Origin of the sequence: Pseudomonas sp. NPDC089918 (assembly GCF_050280605.1) — a bacterium.
Lineage (GTDB): Bacteria > Pseudomonadota > Gammaproteobacteria > Pseudomonadales > Pseudomonadaceae > Aquipseudomonas.
Genome location: NZ_JBNNVP010000060.1, coordinates 13,397 through 30,854, shown reverse-complemented (window position 1 = coordinate 30,854; position 17,458 = coordinate 13,397). Strand labels below are relative to the sequence as shown.

At 58.1% G+C, this 17,458-nt stretch carries 21 protein-coding genes; 10 read left to right on the top strand and 11 right to left on the bottom strand.

From position 1 onward, the window contains the following. Positions 1–110 precede the first annotated feature (110 nt). From ACQKPC_RS27955 to ACQKPC_RS27945, 3 genes are all read right to left on the bottom strand, one after another. Positions 111–1,637 carry a SulP family inorganic anion transporter gene (locus ACQKPC_RS27955; protein ID WP_427627824.1) on the bottom strand — a complete coding sequence of 509 codons (1,527 nt, stop codon included), beginning with the start codon at positions 1,635–1,637 and terminating at the stop codon, positions 111–113. A gap of 84 nt (positions 1,638–1,721) precedes the next feature. Further along, the gene (locus tag ACQKPC_RS27950) at positions 1,722–2,453 is read right to left on the bottom strand and encodes a carbonic anhydrase (RefSeq protein ID WP_008076209.1); all 732 of its coding nucleotides are present in this window, start codon (positions 2,451–2,453) and stop codon (positions 1,722–1,724) included. Positions 2,454–2,697: 244 nt separating this feature from the next. Continuing rightward, on the bottom strand, positions 2,698–3,756 hold the full coding sequence (locus ACQKPC_RS27945) for a PA0069 family radical SAM protein (protein WP_427627821.1): 1,059 nt from the start codon (positions 3,754–3,756) through the stop codon (positions 2,698–2,700). 230 nt (positions 3,757–3,986) lie between these two features. On the opposite strand from ACQKPC_RS27945, the gene ACQKPC_RS27940 reads away from it, so the two are divergent. Both ACQKPC_RS27940 and ACQKPC_RS27935 read left to right on the top strand, forming a co-directional pair. Next, on the top strand, positions 3,987–4,292 hold the full coding sequence (locus ACQKPC_RS27940; protein ID WP_008076205.1) for a hypothetical protein: 306 nt from the start codon (positions 3,987–3,989) through the stop codon (positions 4,290–4,292). Between the two features lie 256 nt (positions 4,293–4,548). After that, positions 4,549–5,193 (top strand): dual specificity protein phosphatase family protein, encoded by a 645-nt coding sequence (locus tag ACQKPC_RS27935; RefSeq protein ID WP_427627819.1) that lies wholly within the window; start codon positions 4,549–4,551, stop codon positions 5,191–5,193. 46 nt (positions 5,194–5,239) lie between these two features. Here ACQKPC_RS27935 and ACQKPC_RS27930 read toward each other — a convergent pair whose 3' ends face one another. Next, positions 5,240–5,527, bottom strand: coding sequence for a YheV family putative zinc ribbon protein (locus tag ACQKPC_RS27930; RefSeq protein WP_192345242.1), 288 nt, complete (start codon positions 5,525–5,527; stop codon positions 5,240–5,242). After that, positions 5,524–7,614: an oligopeptidase A gene (prlC, locus tag ACQKPC_RS27925; protein WP_427627817.1), complete on the bottom strand. Its 2,091-nt coding sequence runs from the start codon at positions 7,612–7,614 to the stop codon at positions 5,524–5,526. Before prlC ends, ACQKPC_RS27930 begins: the two co-directional genes overlap by 4 nt. 62 nt (positions 7,615–7,676) lie before the next feature. Here prlC and ACQKPC_RS27920 point away from each other — a divergent pair, with 62 nt between their 5' ends. Continuing rightward, entirely contained in the window at positions 7,677–8,222 is a 546-nt protein-coding gene (locus ACQKPC_RS27920; RefSeq protein ID WP_007902790.1) for a gamma carbonic anhydrase family protein, read from the top strand. 45 nt (positions 8,223–8,267) lie between these two features. Then, the gene (locus ACQKPC_RS27915; RefSeq protein WP_427627815.1) at positions 8,268–8,918 is read left to right on the top strand and encodes an HAD family hydrolase; all 651 of its coding nucleotides are present in this window, start codon (positions 8,268–8,270) and stop codon (positions 8,916–8,918) included. 112 nt (positions 8,919–9,030) lie between these two features. Here the strand turns inward: ACQKPC_RS27915 and ACQKPC_RS27910 are convergent, their stop codons facing one another. After that, positions 9,031–10,122 (bottom strand): aminopeptidase, encoded by a 1,092-nt coding sequence (locus tag ACQKPC_RS27910; protein WP_427627813.1) that lies wholly within the window; start codon positions 10,120–10,122, stop codon positions 9,031–9,033. A gap of 59 nt (positions 10,123–10,181) precedes the next feature. On the opposite strand from ACQKPC_RS27910, the gene ACQKPC_RS27905 reads away from it, so the two are divergent. Further along, on the top strand, positions 10,182–10,598 hold the full coding sequence (locus ACQKPC_RS27905) for a hypothetical protein (protein WP_427627812.1): 417 nt from the start codon (positions 10,182–10,184) through the stop codon (positions 10,596–10,598). A gap of 40 nt (positions 10,599–10,638) precedes the next feature. Further along, on the top strand, positions 10,639–11,058 hold the full coding sequence (locus ACQKPC_RS27900) for a hypothetical protein (protein ID WP_218395806.1): 420 nt from the start codon (positions 10,639–10,641) through the stop codon (positions 11,056–11,058). Positions 11,059–11,064: 6 nt separating this feature from the next. On the opposite strand, the gene ACQKPC_RS27895 is transcribed toward ACQKPC_RS27900, so the two are convergent. Together ACQKPC_RS27895 and ACQKPC_RS27890 are read right to left on the bottom strand one after the other, a co-directional pair. Further along, entirely contained in the window at positions 11,065–11,298 is a 234-nt protein-coding gene (locus ACQKPC_RS27895) for a DUF1161 domain-containing protein (RefSeq protein WP_048397315.1), read from the bottom strand. A 169-nt stretch (positions 11,299–11,467) separates the two neighbouring features. Then, complete coding sequence (locus ACQKPC_RS27890) at positions 11,468–11,899, bottom strand: OsmC family protein (RefSeq protein ID WP_008152515.1); 432 nt, start codon at positions 11,897–11,899, stop codon at positions 11,468–11,470. Positions 11,900–12,137: 238 nt separating this feature from the next. Between ACQKPC_RS27890 and ACQKPC_RS27885 the strand changes: the two genes are divergently transcribed. After that, positions 12,138–13,139: an LLM class flavin-dependent oxidoreductase gene (locus tag ACQKPC_RS27885; protein ID WP_427627810.1), complete on the top strand. Its 1,002-nt coding sequence runs from the start codon at positions 12,138–12,140 to the stop codon at positions 13,137–13,139. A gap of 64 nt (positions 13,140–13,203) precedes the next feature. Here the strand turns inward: ACQKPC_RS27885 and ACQKPC_RS27880 are convergent, their stop codons facing one another. Both ACQKPC_RS27880 and ACQKPC_RS27875 read right to left on the bottom strand, forming a co-directional pair. Beyond that, the gene (locus ACQKPC_RS27880; protein WP_030129628.1) at positions 13,204–13,428 is read right to left on the bottom strand and encodes a DUF1161 domain-containing protein; all 225 of its coding nucleotides are present in this window, start codon (positions 13,426–13,428) and stop codon (positions 13,204–13,206) included. 130 nt (positions 13,429–13,558) lie between these two features. Next, entirely contained in the window at positions 13,559–13,774 is a 216-nt protein-coding gene (locus tag ACQKPC_RS27875) for a dodecin (RefSeq protein WP_007902773.1), read from the bottom strand. A 154-nt stretch (positions 13,775–13,928) separates the two neighbouring features. On the opposite strand from ACQKPC_RS27875, the gene ACQKPC_RS27870 reads away from it, so the two are divergent. Next, on the top strand, positions 13,929–14,255 hold the full coding sequence (locus ACQKPC_RS27870) for a DUF883 family protein (RefSeq protein WP_427627808.1): 327 nt from the start codon (positions 13,929–13,931) through the stop codon (positions 14,253–14,255). On the opposite strand, the gene ACQKPC_RS27865 is transcribed toward ACQKPC_RS27870, so the two are convergent. Next, positions 14,252–15,145 carry a LysR family transcriptional regulator gene (locus ACQKPC_RS27865; RefSeq protein ID WP_427627806.1) on the bottom strand — a complete coding sequence of 298 codons (894 nt, stop codon included), beginning with the start codon at positions 15,143–15,145 and terminating at the stop codon, positions 14,252–14,254. The genes ACQKPC_RS27870 and ACQKPC_RS27865 overlap by 4 nt on opposite strands. Before the next feature lie 112 nt (positions 15,146–15,257). On the opposite strand from ACQKPC_RS27865, the gene trpB reads away from it, so the two are divergent. Next, positions 15,258–16,493, top strand: coding sequence for a tryptophan synthase subunit beta (gene trpB, locus ACQKPC_RS27860; protein ID WP_007902766.1), 1,236 nt, complete (start codon positions 15,258–15,260; stop codon positions 16,491–16,493). Beyond that, complete coding sequence (gene trpA, locus ACQKPC_RS27855; protein WP_192345250.1) at positions 16,493–17,305, top strand: tryptophan synthase subunit alpha; 813 nt, start codon at positions 16,493–16,495, stop codon at positions 17,303–17,305. Before trpB ends, trpA begins: the two co-directional genes overlap by 1 nt. Positions 17,306–17,458: the final 153 nt, after the last annotated feature.

The window sequence follows — 17,458 nt, the reverse complement described above, 5'->3', positions numbered from 1 at the left end:
AGGGGGCTTGCCCCCGTTGGGTCGCGAAGCGGCCCCAAAAGCTTTGCGACTGCTTCGCAGCCGAACGGGGGCAAGCCCCCTCGCCACAGAAGTCCGCCCCTCAAGGTTACTCAGCCGGTGGAACCTACTCCGGTTGTGGTACGTAACCGTCCTTCAAGCCTGCGCTTCAATCCCCGCGCTTCAATTAACAGCTTCGAGCCCTTGGCCGCATTGGCCCGGCCCCACTCCTCAAGCAATTCCAGACACGAGTGATCGATATAGCTCAGGTTGTTGAGCGGCACATGCACCGTTGCACCTGCCGGAATGCTCCCCAGCACTTGGGTCAGCGCCGGTACCTTGAGGAAGGTCGCCGCCCCCACCAGTCGCAGCTCCATCTCGCCGTCTGCCGGCAGATCGATCAGGCTGATTTTCAGGCGCGAAGCCTTCCAGGCCAGTTTGGCCAGTGTCAGGCCAAAGCCGATCAGCACGCCGGTCAGCAGGTCGGTGAAGATGATTGCCAGTGCGGTCGCCGCATAGGTGAACATCGGCATCCGGCCATAACGGCCCAGACCGCGAAAGGCCTTGAGATCTACCAATTTGAAACCGGTGTAAACCAGAACCCCCGCCAGACTCGCCACCGGAATGCTTTGCAGCACGCTCGACAGCAGCAGCACGAAAGCCAGCAACCATAGGCCATGAAACACCGTCGACAGTCGGGTGGTGGCACCGGCCTGGACGTTGGCCGAACTGCGCACGATCACCCCGGTCATCGGCAGCGCGCCGAGCAACCCGCAGAGCATGTTACCTACACCTTGCGCCGACAATTCGCGGTCAAAGTCCGAGCGCTGGCCGCTGTGCATACGGTCCACGGCTGCGGCCGAGAGCAGGGTTTCGGCGCTGGCGATAAAGGCCACGGCGAAGGCAGCGATCAGCAAGGCCGGGTCTGCGAGATTGAGCAAGTCTGCCGGGCGCAGCCAATCGATGGCTTCCGCCAGGTTGGCCGGAACTTCCACACGTTTGACTTGCAATGCGAGCACCAGGCTGGCGACCGTTGCCAGACCAACCCCCAGTAAGGCTCCAGGAACGAAACGCAGGGAGTGCGGGCGGAATTTTTCCCACAGCCACATCACGGCAATGGTCGACAGTCCGAGCAAACCCGCCTGCCAGCCAAACGACGGCAAAGCCTGAATCACCGCAGTGGGGAAGGCTGCCAGGTTATCCAGCCCCGAAGGCTTGGGCACGGCATCGAGCATCACATGCACCTGTGACAACACGATCAGCACCCCAATCCCGGCGAGCATGCCGTACACCACCGCTGGAGCGGTGACCCGAAACCAGCAACCCAGTTTCAAACGCCCGGCCACCAATTGCAGAAAACCCGCCAGCAGCAGGATCGGCCCGAGCATGGCAATGCCATGTTGGCGCACCAGTTCGAACACCAACACCGCCAGACCCGCTGCCGGGCCGCTGACTTGCAGCGGCGAACCGGCAAGCCAGCCGACCACCAGGCCCCCGATAATGCCGGTGATCAGGCCTTTGGACGGCGGCAGCCCCGAGGCGATGGCGATGCCCATGCACAAGGGCAGGGCGACCAGAAATACAACCACCGAAGCCAGCAGCTCCCGTGGCAGAACAGCTTTTAGTTGAGCGGCACGCATTGTGACTCTCCCGGAGTTTTTTTCAGGCGTGGCAAAGCCGTGCCGCCAGATCGGCAGCCTCGGCTAAACCATACTTAGGAGGATTTAGAAGCGCGCTTTGGGCGTCGCCACCGGAATGGGATGGCTGCCATCGAGCGGCAGGAAACAACCCTGATCCGCATCGTAAGCCTGGATTTCGCTGGTTTCGATGTTGTAGACCCAACCATGGATAAACAGCTGACCGTTTGCCATGCGCGAGGCCACTGATGGGTGCGTGCGCAAATGTTGCAACTGAGCAATCACATTCTCTTCGGTGAGGATGTGCATGCTCTCGTTTTCATCCGTGCAATGGCAGTTGTCCTGGACCATGGTTTTCGCCACTTCGGCATGACGCAGCCAGGCTTTGACCGTCGGCATCTTTTCCAGGCTCTGCGGGTTGAGCACTGCACGCATGGCGCCACAGTCAGAGTGCCCGCAGATGATGATGTGCTGTACGCCGAGAGCCAGCACCGCGTATTCGATGGCCGTGGAAACACCGCCGTTCATTTGCCCATAGGGCGGCACGACGTTGCCGACGTTGCGGGTCACGAACAAATCGCCGGGAGCGCTTTGGGTAATCAGTTCGGGAACGATGCGTGAATCGGCACACGCGATGAACATCGCCCGAGGCCGCTGGGCCGTGGCGAGTTTTTTGAAGAGTTCTTCCTGCTGCGGAAAGATCTCGTGATGAAAGTGCAAAAAGCCGTCAACGATATGCTGCAGCGCTGCATCGGCGGTTTCCGCCTCCGGTTGGGCTGAAGCCGACGCAGCCAACGGCTGTTTATCCTTGTCACTCATGATTCATCCTCTTTGGCGGAGTCAGGGAATTTTCCCGTTTTGTCCGGTATGAAGCCAGTGGCTGTTTAAAAAACATCCAGGTCGAAGAGTCAGACCCGTCAGTCACTCGATGAACAAGGTAGCCGTTGAAACTTAACTCAAACTGAATAAAAACGCTCTAGAACGAGTATTCCAAGTCACAAAAAACGTGACCGGCGCGAAAAGCGGTGTCGTGTTCACTACTCAACCATAGGGCCAATTGTCCTTAAATCAACGACATTTGGCGGCCCGGCGGACAAAAGGATTCGCAATCCAGATTGAAACCTTCCCGACGATTGAGCCCCAGGCGCTTGATGGTTTTGGCAAAGCGTTGTGCCAGCAGGTTGGCAAACGGCCCTTCACCGCGCATTCTGGCACCGAATCGGCTGTCATAGAGCTCACCCCCACGGCTTTGGCGGATCAGGCTCAACACATGAGCTGCACGCTGAGGATAGTGGGCGGCCAGCCACTCTTCGAATAGCGGCGCCACTTCCAGCGGCAAGCGCAACATCATGTAGGCCGCACTCTGGGCACCCGCAGCATGAGCTTCGGCCAGCAGGCTTTCGAGTTCGCTGTCGTTGATCATCGGAATCATGGGTGAACACAAGACACCCACCGGAATCCCGGCTTCGCGCATCACCCGGATCGCCCGCAGCCGTGCCTTGGGTGCCGCGGCGCGCGGTTCGAGGATACGTTTGAGTTCATCATCCAGCGTGGTCAGGCTGATCATTACCGCCACCAGCCTTTGCTCGGCGAGTTCAGCCAGCAGGTCCAGATCGCGAAGAATCAGCGAGCCTTTAGTGATGATGGTCACCGGGTGGCGGTAACGCAGCAGCACTTCCAGGGTTTTACGGGTGATTTTGTGTTCGCGCTCGATCGGCTGATAAGGGTCGGTATTGGAGCCAAGGTTGATCGGCGCGCATTGATAGCCGCGTTTGGACAGTTGTTCTTCCAGCACGTCGGCGGCGTTGGTCTTGGCGATCAGTCTGGTTTCGAAATCCAGCCCCGGTGACAGATCCCAATAGGCGTGACTGGGCCGTGCATAGCAATAGATGCAGCCATGCTCGCAGCCGCGATAGGGGTTGATCGAGCGATCGAACGGCAGGTCTGGCGAGTTATTGCGGGTGATGATGGTTTTTGCCGTCTCGATGCGCACCTCGGTGCCTTGGGTGATTGGCGCTTCCTGATACCAGCCGTCATCCTCGGCCACGGAACGGTTAGGCGCGAAGCGGTTGTGCGGGTTGGTGGCGGTGCCGCGACTGCGGGGTGGCAAGGGAGTGTTCATCGATTAATGCTCCTCACTGTATGTGCATACAGTAAACGAGGCGGGGAAAAGCGGCCAGTGCCGTTCGGCACCTGAGCATTTGATCAGCGTCGAGCGCCTGTATTAACTGTTCAATAATGCATCTTGCTGCAACTCGATGAAATATATAACGGATAGTCTGAAATTAATAAGCTCAGTATTATCGACTGCACACGAAGTCTTCGTGGATACTTATTAAAAGGAATTAATCTATGTCGTTTTTTAATCAGCGTGGTATCTTTTTGCAATTGCTGGCCCCCAGTGTTGTCAATCCAAATGAAGCGCGAGTATCGATGCAACTTGCCCGTAAAGAGTTGGGTTGGGATGAGGTCAACGAGGTACAGACAGAGGCCCTGGTCGATTCCGTCTACGTAGAGGCCGTCTCCAGCGATGGCGGCGGGTCGTTCAGCATAAAGTCGGTCAACAGCGATGTGGACGGCGATGGTGATATCGACAGCGACGACAAGGCAAAACTGTTGGCTTTGGCCAAGGCTTATTCCAGTATTGTAAATCCTTGATTTTATAGTGCCAGGCCTGCATGAAAGTTCATGCAGGATTGGTTTGTTTTATTTAACGCTTAGAGGCGTGATTGCAAGGTGCAATTGGTTAAGTACTGAAGATAAACCGAGCTGGCGGATAAAACCTGGATTTCCCGTCAACGCAGCTTCAAAAGACTGATTCACATTTCTTTGACGGTCAGCTCACAGACCTTTGACCGTTCAGGACTGAAGCTGGGTGCCATCTTCCCACCTCTTCCTGAACAGTTACCCAAACATGCCTCTAGCGCGTTATATATCTGCGATGTGTTTGTCGCTGGTCTCATTGTTCAACCTGACGTTGGCCCTCGCTGACGACAGCTCCTCGCCCCGTCCTGCGGAGTGGGCTCAACCAGTGGAGAGGCAACACAATCTCTTTGAGATGTCCCCGATGCTCTATCGCAGCGCATTGCCTGACGCTGGCTCGGTGCAATTGCTGGAAAAACTCAACGTCGGGACTGTAATCAACTTCCTGCCCGAACCGGACTCAAACTGGTTGTCCGCACCCGGTATCACTCAAGTACACCTGCCTTATCGCACCAATCATGTGGATGATGCGGATGTACTCAAGGTGCTGCGTGCGATTCAAACTGCCGAATCAAAAGGGCCGGTGCTTATGCACTGCAAACACGGCTCGGACCGCACAGGCCTGATGGCCGCGATGTACCGGGTGGTGGTGCAAGGCTGGAGCAAGGAAGATGCCCTGAATGAAATGACCCAAGGCGGCTTTGGTGACAGCACGCATTTCAAGGATGGTGTGCGTTACATGATGCAGGCCGATATCGACAAACTTCGTACGGCGCTGGCCAATGGTGATTGCAGCACCAGTCCGTTTGCCAGTTGCTCGATGAAAAACTGGTTCAAATCGGCCCATGTCGAGTAAGTAATACCTCCCACTGCATTGCGCAGTGGAAGGTGATTTTCGGTACTCAGTGTTGCTCGTCTGGTTTCTTCTTCAACTTCGGGTTCGGGAAAAACTGCACGGCCTGAACCTTGGCGTCCGGCACCTTGAGTGCCGAAGTATTGACCCGCGTGCCCAATTCCTTGGGCACCGACAGACCTTGTTCATTCAGCGTATCGGAATAACCGCAGGCCACGCACTCGCGATGCGGAACTGTGTTTTCGCTCCACATCATCAACTTGTCCGGCTCGCTGCAGGCCGGGCAGACCGCGCCGGCGATAAAGCGTTTTTTGGTGATCACAGATTCCTCACTCATGCTGCCGCGTCCTCACTCAGGCCGCTATGGCGCAAGAGTGCGTCAATCGATGGCGCACGGCCACGGAAGTCGACGAACAGCACCATTGGTTCCTGAGAACCGCCCCGCGCCAGGATCGCTTCACGGAAGGCGCGACCGGTTTCGGCATTGAGCACGCCGTCTTCTTCGAATTTCGAGAAGGCATCGGCCGACAATACTTCAGCCCACTTATAGCTGTAGTAACCCGCCGCGTAACCACCGGCAAAGATGTGGGCGAAGCTGTTGGGGAAGCGATTGTAGGCCGGCGGACGCATGACCGAGACTTCGTCGCGCACGCTTTCGAGCACTTCCAGCACGCTGCGGCCGTCATCGTGGGTGGCGTGCAGTTCGAAGTCGAACAGCGAGAATTCCAGTTGGCGGACCATCATCAGGCCGGACTGGAAGTTCTTCGCCGCGAGCATTTTCTCCAGCAGGTCCTGAGGCAACGGCTCGCCGGTTTCGTAGTGACCGGAAATCAGCGCCAGACCTTCCAGCTCCCAGCACCAGTTTTCCATGAACTGGCTTGGCAGCTCGACCGCATCCCAGGCGACGCCGTTGATGCCAGACACGCCTGCATGCTCGACGCGGGTCAGCAGATGATGCAGGCCATGACCGAATTCGTGGAACAGGGTGGTCACTTCATCGTGAGTCAGCAGGGCCGGTTTACCGCTGTCGGCCGGGGTGAAATTGCACACCAGGTTCGCCACCGGGCTTTGCAGCACGCCATTGATCGTGCGGCGATGATCGCGGGCGCCGTCCATCCAGGCGCCGCCGCGCTTGTTGGCGCGGGCATACAGGTCGAAGAAGAATCGGCCGACGTGCTGGCCGTTTTCCTTGATTTCGAACAGGCGAACGTCCGGATGCCAGGTGTCGAAGCCTTTCAGCTCGGCGATCTCGATGCCGTACAGGCGCTGGACGATGCTGAACAAACCACCCAGAACCTTGTCGATCGGGAAGTACGCGCGAAGGGTTTCCTGGGCGACGCTATAGCGCTGTTCGCGAAGTTTTTCACCGTAGAAACCGCTGTCCCAGCTTTGCAGGTCCGGGCAACCTTGTTCGGCGGCGTAGGCCTTGAGCTGTTGCAGATCCTGGGCGGCGAACGGCTTGCTGCGTTTGGCCAGGTCGCGCAGAAAACTCAGCACCTGATCGTTGGACTCGGCCATTTTGGTGGCCAGGCTCAGCTCCGAGAAGCTGGTGAAGCCCAATAGTTTTGCCAGTTCCTGACGCAGGTCGAGAATTTCTTCCATGACCGGGCCGTTGTCATTCTGACCGGCGTTCGGGCCTTGGTCCGACGCACGGGTGCAGTAGGCGGCATAGACTTCTTCACGCAGGGCGCGGTCCTGGGCGTAGGTCATCACCGCGTAGTAACTCGGGAATTCCAGGGTGATCAACCAGCCATCCAGCTCTTTGGCTTGCGCGGCGGCGGCCATTTGCGCCTTGGCCGACTCGGTCAGACCGGCGAGGGCGGCTTCGTCGGTGACGTGCTTGGTCCAGGCCTGGGTGGCGTCGAGCAACTGGTTGGAGAAGCGGCTGCCCAGCTCCGACAGTTTGCTCTGCACGTCGGCATAACGCTTTTGTTCGGCTTCAGGCAGGTCGATACCCGACAGACGGAAGTCGCGCAAAGCGTGTTCCAGGATGGTTTTCTGCGCCACATCGAAACCGGCGGCCTCAGGGCTGTTGGCCAGCGCTTCATAGGCTTGAAACAGTTCACGGTTCTGGCCCAGCTCGGTGGCGTAGGCGCTCAGGGCCGGCAGGCAGGACTCGTAGGCTTCGCGCAACTCGGCGCTGTTGCACACGGCATTGAGGTGGCTGACCGGGCTCCAGGCGGCGCCCAGACGATCGTTGAGCTCATCCATCGCCAGCACCAGGCCGGCCCAGGTCGGTTGTTTACCCTGGGTTTTGAGGATGTCGACGATGGCAGCGCGGTTGTCAGCCAGGATCTTTTCAATGGCCGGTTGCACGTGTTCGGCACGGATCGCCGAGAACGGCGGCAGGTCGTAGGACTGCAAAAGAGGGTTGTTCACGCTCACGGTTGGCACCTTGGCTGGAAAACATGCGGGAAGAAACATGGCCCCATCTTAATTACAATCGACGCTCACCGCAGCTATCAGCAAAAGAGAGAGAGCCTATCGTGACCCTTCGCAAGTATCAGAACCACACGCCGCTGCTGGGTAAAGGCGCCTTTGTCGACGGCTCGGCGGTGGTGATCGGCGACGTCGAAATCGGCGAAGACAGCTCCGTCTGGCCGCTGACAGTGATCCGCGGCGACATGCACCGCATCCGAATCGGTGCGCGCACTAGCGTGCAGGACGGCTGCGTGTTGCACATTACCCACGCCGGACCATTCAACCCCGATGGCTTCCCGCTGCTGATCGGTGACGATGTGACCATCGCGCATAAAGTCATGCTTCATGGTTGCGCCGTGGGTAACCGGATCCTGATCGGCATGGGCAGCATCGTCATGGACGGTGCGGTGGTCGAGGACGATGTGATCATCGGCGCTGGCAGCCTGGTGCCCCCGGGCAAGCGCCTGGAAAGCGGTTTCCTCTATGTCGGTAGCCCGGTGAAACAGATCCGGCCGCTGACTGACAAGGAAAAAGCCTTTTTCACCTACAGCGCGGCGAACTACGTGAAGCTGAAGGATCTGCACCTGGCCGAAGGCTACGACCAACTCTAAGCCGCTTGATAATGGAAAGTGCCTCCCTATTGCCCAGGAATTTTCATGCATTACCAAACCGTACTGTTCGACCTCGATGGCACGCTGACCGACCCGCGTGAAGGCATCACCCGCTCCATCCAGTTCGCCCTGAGCAAACTAGGGATCGATGAACCGGACCTGACAAGGCTTGAACATTTCATAGGCCCGCCATTGTTGCAGGCGTTCATGCAGTTCTACGACTTCGACGAGCCCAAGGCGTGGGAAGCGGTGAATTTCTATCGCGAGCGCTTCAAGGTCACCGGTCTGTATGAAAACCGCGTGTTCGACGGCGTCACGCCGCTGCTGGAAACCCTCGGTGAGCAAGGGCGACAGCTGTACATCGCGACTTCCAAGCCATGGGTTTTCGCCCGGGAAATCGCCCGGCACTTCGACTTCGCCAGGCATTTCAAAGTGATTTACGGCAGTGAGCTGGATGGCACGCGGACCAACAAGGTCGAGCTGATTGCGCACTTGATGAGTGAAGAAGGCCTGGACCCGGCCAATACCCTGATGATTGGCGACCGTAAACACGATCTGATCGGCGCTCGGAGCAATGGACTGGACGCGGCAGCGGTGGGTTATGGGTTTGGCAGCCGGGAAGAGTTGAGCGCCGAAGCACCGGCGTATCACTTCGAGACGCTGGAGCAGATGCATCAGGCGTTTTTGCAGCGTTAGTTGAATTGCCTTCGCGGGCAAGCCTCGCTCCCACAGGGTTTTATGTCTGGCCAAAGGGCATTGGCATACTCCGATCTAATGTGGGAGCGGGCTTGCCCGCGAAGAGGCCCGCTCAGCCACCGGGACTCGCTGATCCGGCCAACACGTTCAACGCCGCCTTACGCTCCCCAACCGGTAACGCGCCCAATTTCTCCACCGCCGCATAAAACCTCATCCAATCCCCATCGACCTGTTTAAACAATGCGGCAAACGCCGGTACCCATTGGTCATACAAACCAAACGGGAGCAGCCGGGCGTTGTTCATCGGGGTGTTGATCCAGGCATCGTAGCGTTTGTTCCCGGCCCATTGGCTGTCGCGTAGCGTCCGGTATTCACGGCGCAATTGTTCGAACTCTGCTGCTTTGCGCTCGCGCATTTGCTCGGCAGGCAGTGGCAAGGCGTATAGCTGCTCCAGCCTCTTGCGGGTGTCCAGAACCAATTGGATGAACTGATCGCGTTGCTGCTCCAACGCTCGGTTATCCGGTGGCAGGCCACGGAATGCACGCCATTGACGAGTGCCCTCCTGCTCGACGAAGGTGGCGAAGGACTCGTTGAACTCGGTGTCGTCTTTCACATAAAAACGTTGATGGGCGAGTTCGTGGAAAATCAGCGTGGCCAACCGTTCGTCGCCCCAACCCATCATTGAGCTCATGATCGGGTCGTTGAACCAACCGAGCGTCGAATAGGCCTCGACGCCGCCAATCGACACGTCCATACCTTGCAATCGTTGCAAAGCGGCCTCACCGCGGGCAGCACTCTGGCTGTAATACCCGCGATAGGCGACGCAGCCAGCGATGGGGAAGCAATGGTTGTGCGGCTTCAGCGAAAACTCCGGCGTGGCAAAGACGTTCCAGACTACAAACGGTCGGTCGATGTCGGCATACAGGCGATAGCTCTGGTTGTCCGGCAGGTGCAAGCGCTGGCTGGCGAATGTCCGGGCCTTTTGTGATTGGGCCAGATGGGCGCGCAATTGCTGATCGCGACCGGGATCGGCAATCACACTGGCAACCGGCTCCCGTGCCCGCAGCAAGTGCAGCTGACCACTGGCCAATTGGCCGTAATAGCTGATGCTGGTGCAGCCGTTCAATAACAAAAGAAACATCCCCGGAAACAAAATGCGTAAAACGCGATCAAGTAACCCAAGGCTTGGACGCGGCCTGATCAAAATAAAAACATCCCTGGAAAGTCTGCCCGCAAGACTATCCCGCCTATTGGAGCTCCGCTATGCGCAAGTTGATGCTGACGGGAGGCCTGCTGATGCTGGCCGGTTGTGCTGGACTACCCACCCCTGATCCTTCACAGGCATGGATCGATCTGGATACACGGCAGGAAGACACCGCGCTGCAAGCGGTGGAAGTCGATGACAAGGCTTCCATCGATAAGCGCTACTTCGAGGTGCAGCCGGGTAGCCATGAGCTGACGGTTCGCTACTTGTTCGCAGTCCAGCCGACCAACATTGGCCCTGACGCCGAGCCGCTGTGGCGCGACTGCCAGTTGAATGTGAAATTCAAGGACTTCAACGCCGGTCAGCGATATCAGCTGCAAGCGGGGTATATCGGCTTTCGGCCGTGGGCGAAGCTCTATGATCAACAGCGAAAAGTGATTGGACAGGGCACACCGGCAGGCTGCCAACGTACTTGATCGACGCTATGCTGAATTATCAGTCCTTGGGAAATTCATCATGCGCAGGTTGTTGCTGTTGCTCGCTGCAGGCGCCTTTGTCGGTTGCACGAGTCCGTTGCCGGCGGTCGATCCGCAGATGGCCTGGGTCGACTTCGCTACGCCGAGCCCCGGCGGGAAACTGCTGATGGCCGATCGGCTGGACAACCAGCGGCTGAGCGATGGGCGCTACTTTCAGGTCACCCCGGGTAGCCATGAACTGAGAGTGCGTTTCGATTTTGAAGTGTTTGGTGGTGGCTCAGGCTTGATGAATGCTCCGCTGGAGCGGCTGTGCTACCTGACCATCAATTACGACCATTTCGAGGCCGGCCAGCGTTACCTGCTGGAAGCGCGTTCTATAGCGTTCACCCCCAGCGCCCGGCTCTACAATGCCAAGCGGGAAATTGTCGCCGAAGATCGGCTGGCCAACTGCGTCATGTGAGACGAATCAACGGTCATTTTTTTGGTAGATGATTTTCTTGGTTCCGCCTTCGCATGAACCGACGACCATGTTCTGATCGTGCACTTCGTCGTTGGTGACGATTTCCAGGGTGTAGGACGAGACGTTATTGGCCTGGATCTTGGCTTCGATCTCGGCCTTGAGTTCCTCACAGGATTTCGGTGCCGCGAGGGCCGATGTGGCCAGCGTGCAACAGATAACCGCCAAGGCAAAACGTTTCATGGTTGAAGCTCCCTTAAGGCAGCGCGCATGGTGATGCGCTGAAGCTGCTGTCATTTATTCGACCACAGTTTTGTCTGTCAGGTTATGTTTCAGGACAAAAAAAGACCGCAACCTGCGCAAGGGAGCCCGCGAAGGCTGCGATCTCAGCTAGCGTATCAACCCATTGTTATCAGCTGACCAACGTCGCATCCAGACTGATTTTCGCATTCAACACTTTGGACACCGGGCAGCCTTCTTTGGCTTTATTGCTCAGTTCCTCGAATTGCGCCTGGGTCGCCCCGGGGATTTTCGCCTTGAGAATCAGCTTTACCGCGGTGATTGCAAAGCCACCGTCTACCTGGTCCAGGGTAACCTCGGCATTGGTGTCGATACTGTCGGCCTTGAGGCCGGCATCGCCGAGAATCATTGAAAACGCCATGGAGAAACAGCCCGCGTGAGCCGCGCCGATCAGCTCTTCCGGATTGGTGCCTTTACCCCCTTCGAAACGGGCCTTGAAGCCGTAGGGGGCTTCTCTGAGGACGCCGGTTTCCGTGGAAATCGAGCCGATACCGGTTTTCAGATCACCTTCCCAATGAGCCGATGCTTTCTTTGTGATAGCCATGTCTGCCTCCTCAAGATCCGGCGCGAAACGTCGCGCCTTCGTGGTTTTCGGTTACCAGGGTTCTGAGGATAGACCGTCAGGCAAAGTTCACCTCATCTGATCGGTCCTCTAATCGCGTAGGATTTTTGTCTCTCCTATTGAAACTCGGGTATATGCCCTCATTGCATAGAACACGCTTATAGACTCGGCAGGTTTTCGTTCGTGAAAAAACCTGCTTACCCATTGGAGAAGCAGGTTCATGAAACGACTATCCGATATCAAGTTCTCGACCCTGGATCTGGTGCCCGTGCGGGAGAACGGCAGTGCGGCCCAGTCCCTGCACAATTCTTTGGATCTGGCGCGGCACGTCGAAAAATTCGGCTACAACCGCTTCTGGGTCGCCGAGCACCACAACATGGACGGGATCGCCAGTTCGGCGACCTCGGTCCTGCTGGGCTATCTGGCTGGCGGCACTTCGACCATTCGTGTCGGGTCGGGGGGCGTGATGCTGCCCAACCACGCGCCACTGGTGATCGCCGAGCAGTTCGGCACCCTTGAAAGTCTGTACCCGGGACGGATCGATCTGGGCCTGGGTCGCGCGCCTGGATCCGATCAAATGACCGCTCGCGCCTTGCGCCGTGAGCGCTCCGGCAGTGCCGATGACTTCCCGCAAGACGTGACTGAACTGATGCGCTACCTCGGCCCACGTACGCCAGACCAGCGGATCATTGCCATGCCGGGTACCGGCACGAATGTCCCGATCTGGTTGTTGGGTTCGAGCCTGTTCAGTGCGCAGTTGGCGGGTGAGCGCGGTTTGCCCTACGCCTTCGCTTCACATTTCGCACCGCGTTTCATGCATGAGGCGATTCGCGTCTACCGCAACCACTTCAAGCCTTCAGCGGTTTTGGATAAGCCTTACGTGATGCTCGGCGTGCCACTGGTGGCTGCAGACACTGATGAGCAGGCCGATTACCTGGCCACTTCGGTCTACCAGCGGATTCTCGCGTTGATGCGTGGCCAGAGCCTGGTGCAACGTCCGCCAGTGAAGACCATGGACGGTCTGTGGCTGCCTCATGAGAAAGAAGCGGTCGGTGATTTCCTTGGCCTTGCCATGGTCGGCAGCCCGCAGAAAATTCGCGCCAAGCTGGAAGTGCTGATCGAACAGACGCAGGCCGATGAGCTGATTTTTACCTGTGACCTGTACGAACATGCCGATCGCGTGCATTCCTATGAGTTGTTGGCGCAGGTCATGAAGGGCTGAGGCGCAAACTGCAGCCACAAAAAAGCCGACGCCATTGCGTCGGCTTTTTCATTTTCGAGGGCGGTCAGCCCTGTTTGTAGACGATTTGCCTGGAGCCTTTTTCACAGGTGCCAACGACTTTTCCGTCAGCAGCAGCGCCTTTATCGACGATCTCCAGTGTGTAATTGGAAACGCCCTTGGCATCCAGTTTCGCTGAGATTTCGGCTTTCAGCTCGTCGCACGACTTGCCTTGGGCAAAGGCTGTTCCCGCAAGGCTCAACAAACCTATCGCCAAAATAAACTTCTTCATGGGTTGCACTCCCTGGTCGGATCAATAGGGGGAGCGCATCCAGCTATCGGCCGGATGCACTCTCCACTTAGCGCTTTGCCATTCCCTATGGCATTCGGCCGGCGCGCAAGTTCAGAAGACTGGCTTAAGCTCAGCTACTGGCAATCCGGAATCCGACTTTAAGCGTCACCTGGAAGTGTGCCGCTTTGCCGTCCTTGATGTGCCCGCGGGTTTCGGTCACTTCGAACCATTCCATGTACTTCAGACTCTTGTTGGCTTCGGCCAGGGCATTGTTGATGGCGTCTTCAATGCTGGTGGTGGATGAGCCAACCAGCTCGACTTTCTTGTAGGTGTGATGGTCAGTCATGGCGTTCTCCTAAGGGTGTGAATTACAGCCTAGCAGTGATTTTTCTTATTTCTTCTGTCGACCAATCCGAGGGGGATTTCAGATTTACTGCACTTTCTCAAACCCCTGAAGTCCCAACCAACACACGCAACTCAAACAATGCAGGAGATTCACCATGGCCAACACCTCGTTACGTAAAGCCTCATTGCAAAGCATGGAAGCCGAGATCGAGAGTCTGCTGAAATCGTTGGAAAGCCTGAAGGACGACGCCTCGGACGAATCGCGTAAAACCCTTAAAACGCTGAAAATCAACGCCGAAAACGCGCTGAAGCATTCGCGTCATCTGCTCTCCGATGCCTATGAAGAGGTCAAGGTCAAAACCCGTGAAACCGGGATCGCGACACGTGACTACGCCCAGGAACACCCTTGGGCTACAGCCGGTGTCGCAGTCGGTGCGCTGGGTCTTCTGGCGGCCTATCTGCTGTGCAAGCGCGGTAATTAAGGTGCCTGACGCAGTTCGTTTTTAAGCCACTGCGCCAATTGCCGAGCGCGCCCGTCCGCGGCGCGCTTGGGTAGCCACAACGCCAGTTGCGCCGGGGTTTCACAGAAACCCCATGGCGCAACCAGGCGACCGGCTTTCAAATCCTCGGCCACCAGCGGCTCGGGCGCGATGGCTACACCCAGCCCGGCCACTGCCGCCTCCAGCAAATAATACAAATGCTCGAACCCCTGACCATACTTCAGCGCCTTGCCGTCGAGGCCGCTTTGCTGTGCCCAACTCGGCCAGGCTTGCGGACGTGAGGTGGTATGCAGCAAGGGTTCGGTCAGCAGGGCGTTTGCCGGTGCGCTCTGCAGCCTTTCGTAGCCGACGAATCGTGGGCTCATGACCGGGCCGATGCGTTCGCTGGCCAGTTCATAAACTTGCATGTCCGCCGGCCATGGCGGCTCGGCAAACACCAGCAAAGCGTCCAGGCCGGGCCGCCGTGGATCGAGATCGCCTTCGCCAGCCGACAGGTGCAAACGCAGATCCGGCAGATCCGCATTGAGCCGCCCCAAACGCGGAATGAACCAGCGCGCCAGCAGGCTGCCCGAGCAGCCGAGCACGAACGGTGCATCGGCGGTGCTTTGGGTCAGTTCGGCGCAAACGCTGCGCAATCGCTCGAAGGCTTCACCGCTGACATCGCGCAAACGGACACCGGCATCTGTGAGTTTCAGGCCGCGCCCATCCTTGATGAACAGGCTCACGCCGAGGTGTTCTTCCAGTACCTTGAGCTGTCGGCTGACCGCACCATGAGTGACGTGCAGCTGTTCGGCGGCCTGACTGACGCTGTTCAGGCGGGCAGTGGCTTCGAAGGCGCGAAGGGCGTTCAGCGGAGGAAGGTCGTGGCTCATGGTATCTGTGAGTTTTTCTGACAGGTTGCGGCGATCTTATCGGTTTTCAGTGCGGGATGTCAGGGGTAGAGTGAACCCCATCGTCACCTCTCGAATACAACTGGAGCGACCCATGACCCAGACTAACCTGCGCAACGGCCCCGACGCCAACGGCCTGTTCGGCGCGTTCGGTGGCCGTTACGTCGCCGAAACCCTGATGCCGTTGATCCTCGATCTGGCCCGCGAATACGAAGCGGCCAAGGAAGATCCGGCGTTCAAAGAAGAATTGGCCTACTTCCAGCGTGATTACGTCGGACGTCCAAGCCCACTGTATTTCGCCGAGCGTCTGACAGAGTTCTGCGGCGGCGCGAAGATTTACCTCAAGCGCGAAGAGCTGAACCACACCGGCGCGCACAAGATCAACAACTGCATCGGCCAGATCCTGCTGGCGCGGCGCATGGGCAAGAAACGCATCATTGCCGAGACCGGCGCTGGCATGCACGGCGTGGCGACCGCTACCGTGGCTGCGCGTTTCGGCCTCGATTGCGTGATCTACATGGGCACCACTGACATCGAACGTCAGCAAGCCAACGTGTTTCGCATGAAGCTGCTGGGCGCTGAAGTGATCCCGGTGGTCGCCGGCACCGGCACCCTCAAAGATGCGATGAACGAAGCCCTGCGTGACTGGGTCACCAACGTCGATAGCACCTTTTACCTGATCGGCACCGTCGCCGGCCCGCACCCGTATCCCGCCATGGTACGTGACTTCCAGGCTGTGATCGGCAAGGAAACCCGCGAGCAGTTGCAAGCCCAGGAAGGCCGTCTGCCCGACAGCCTGGTGGCGTGCATCGGTGGTGGTTCCAACGCCATGGGCCTGTTCCACCCGTTCCTCGATGACAAGAGCGTCGAGATCATCGGCGTTGAAGCCGCCGGTTACGGCATCGAAACCGGCAAGCACGCGGCCAGCCTGAACGGCGGCGTACCGGGTGTACTGCACGGCAACCGTACCTTCCTGTTGCAGGACGACGACGGCCAGATTATCGACGCTCATTCGATCTCCGCCGGTCTCGACTATCCAGGCATTGGCCCGGAACACGCCTGGTTGCATGACATCGGCCGCGTCCAGTACACCTCGGTGACCGACGACGAAGCCCTCGACGCATTCCACAAATGCTGCCGCCTGGAAGGGATTATTCCTGCACTGGAAAGCGCCCATGCCCTGGCCGAAGTGTTCAAACGCGCACCGACGCTGCCGAAAGATCACCTGATGGTGGTCAACCTGTCCGGGCGTGGCGACAAAGACATGCAGACTGTGATGCACCACATGGAACACTCTCAACAAGAGCAATCCAAGCAGGAGAAACACTGATGAGCCGCCTGCAAACGCGTTTTGCCGAACTCAAGGAACAGAACCGCGCCGCCCTGGTGACCTTTGTGACCGCCGGCGATCCGAGCTACGACACGTCTCTGGCGATCCTCAAAGGCTTGCCGGGAGCGGGTGCCGACGTGATCGAGTTGGGCATGCCCTTCACCGATCCAATGGCCGATGGCCCGGCGATTCAACTGGCCAACATTCGTGCCTTGGGCGCCAAACAAAACCTGGCGAAAACCCTGCAAATGGTTCGCGAGTTCCGCGAAGGCAATAGCGAGACTCCGCTGGTGCTGATGGGTTACTTCAACCCGATTCACATGTACGGCGTGCCACGTTTCATCGCTGAAGCCAAAGAGGCCGGTGTCGATGGCCTGATCGTGGTCGACTTGCCGCCCGAGCATAATGGCGAGCTGTGCGACCCGGCACAGGCGGCGGGCCTGGACTTCATTCGCCTGACCACTCCGACGACTGATGACGTGCGCTTGCCGACTGTATTGAACGGCAGTTCCGGCTTTGTTTACTACGTGTCGGTGGCGGGTGTGACCGGTGCGGGTGCGGCGACTCTGGAACATGTCGAAGAAGCGGTCACCCGTCTGCGTCGCCATACTGATCTGCCGATCAGCATCGGTTTTGGTATCCGTACTCCAGAGCAAGCGGCGTCCATCGCGCGTCTGGCCGACGGTGTGGTGGTGGGGTCGGCATTGATCGATCACATCGCCAATGCCTCGACGCCGGATCAGGCTGTGGAGGGCGTACTCAGCTTGTGCGCAGCCTTGTCCGAAGGCGTGCGTAAAGCACGGGTCAGCTGAAGGTAAAGTTCCTCATACAGCGGAATTAGAGTCTCGCGGCACAGACTAAACAGTAAGACCGAGGGCTTCAGAACTACGTTCTGGAGCCCACAAAAAGATCGCCGCCTTCGGCAGCTCCTACAGAGGTATCGCATTCCCCTGTAGGAGCTGCCG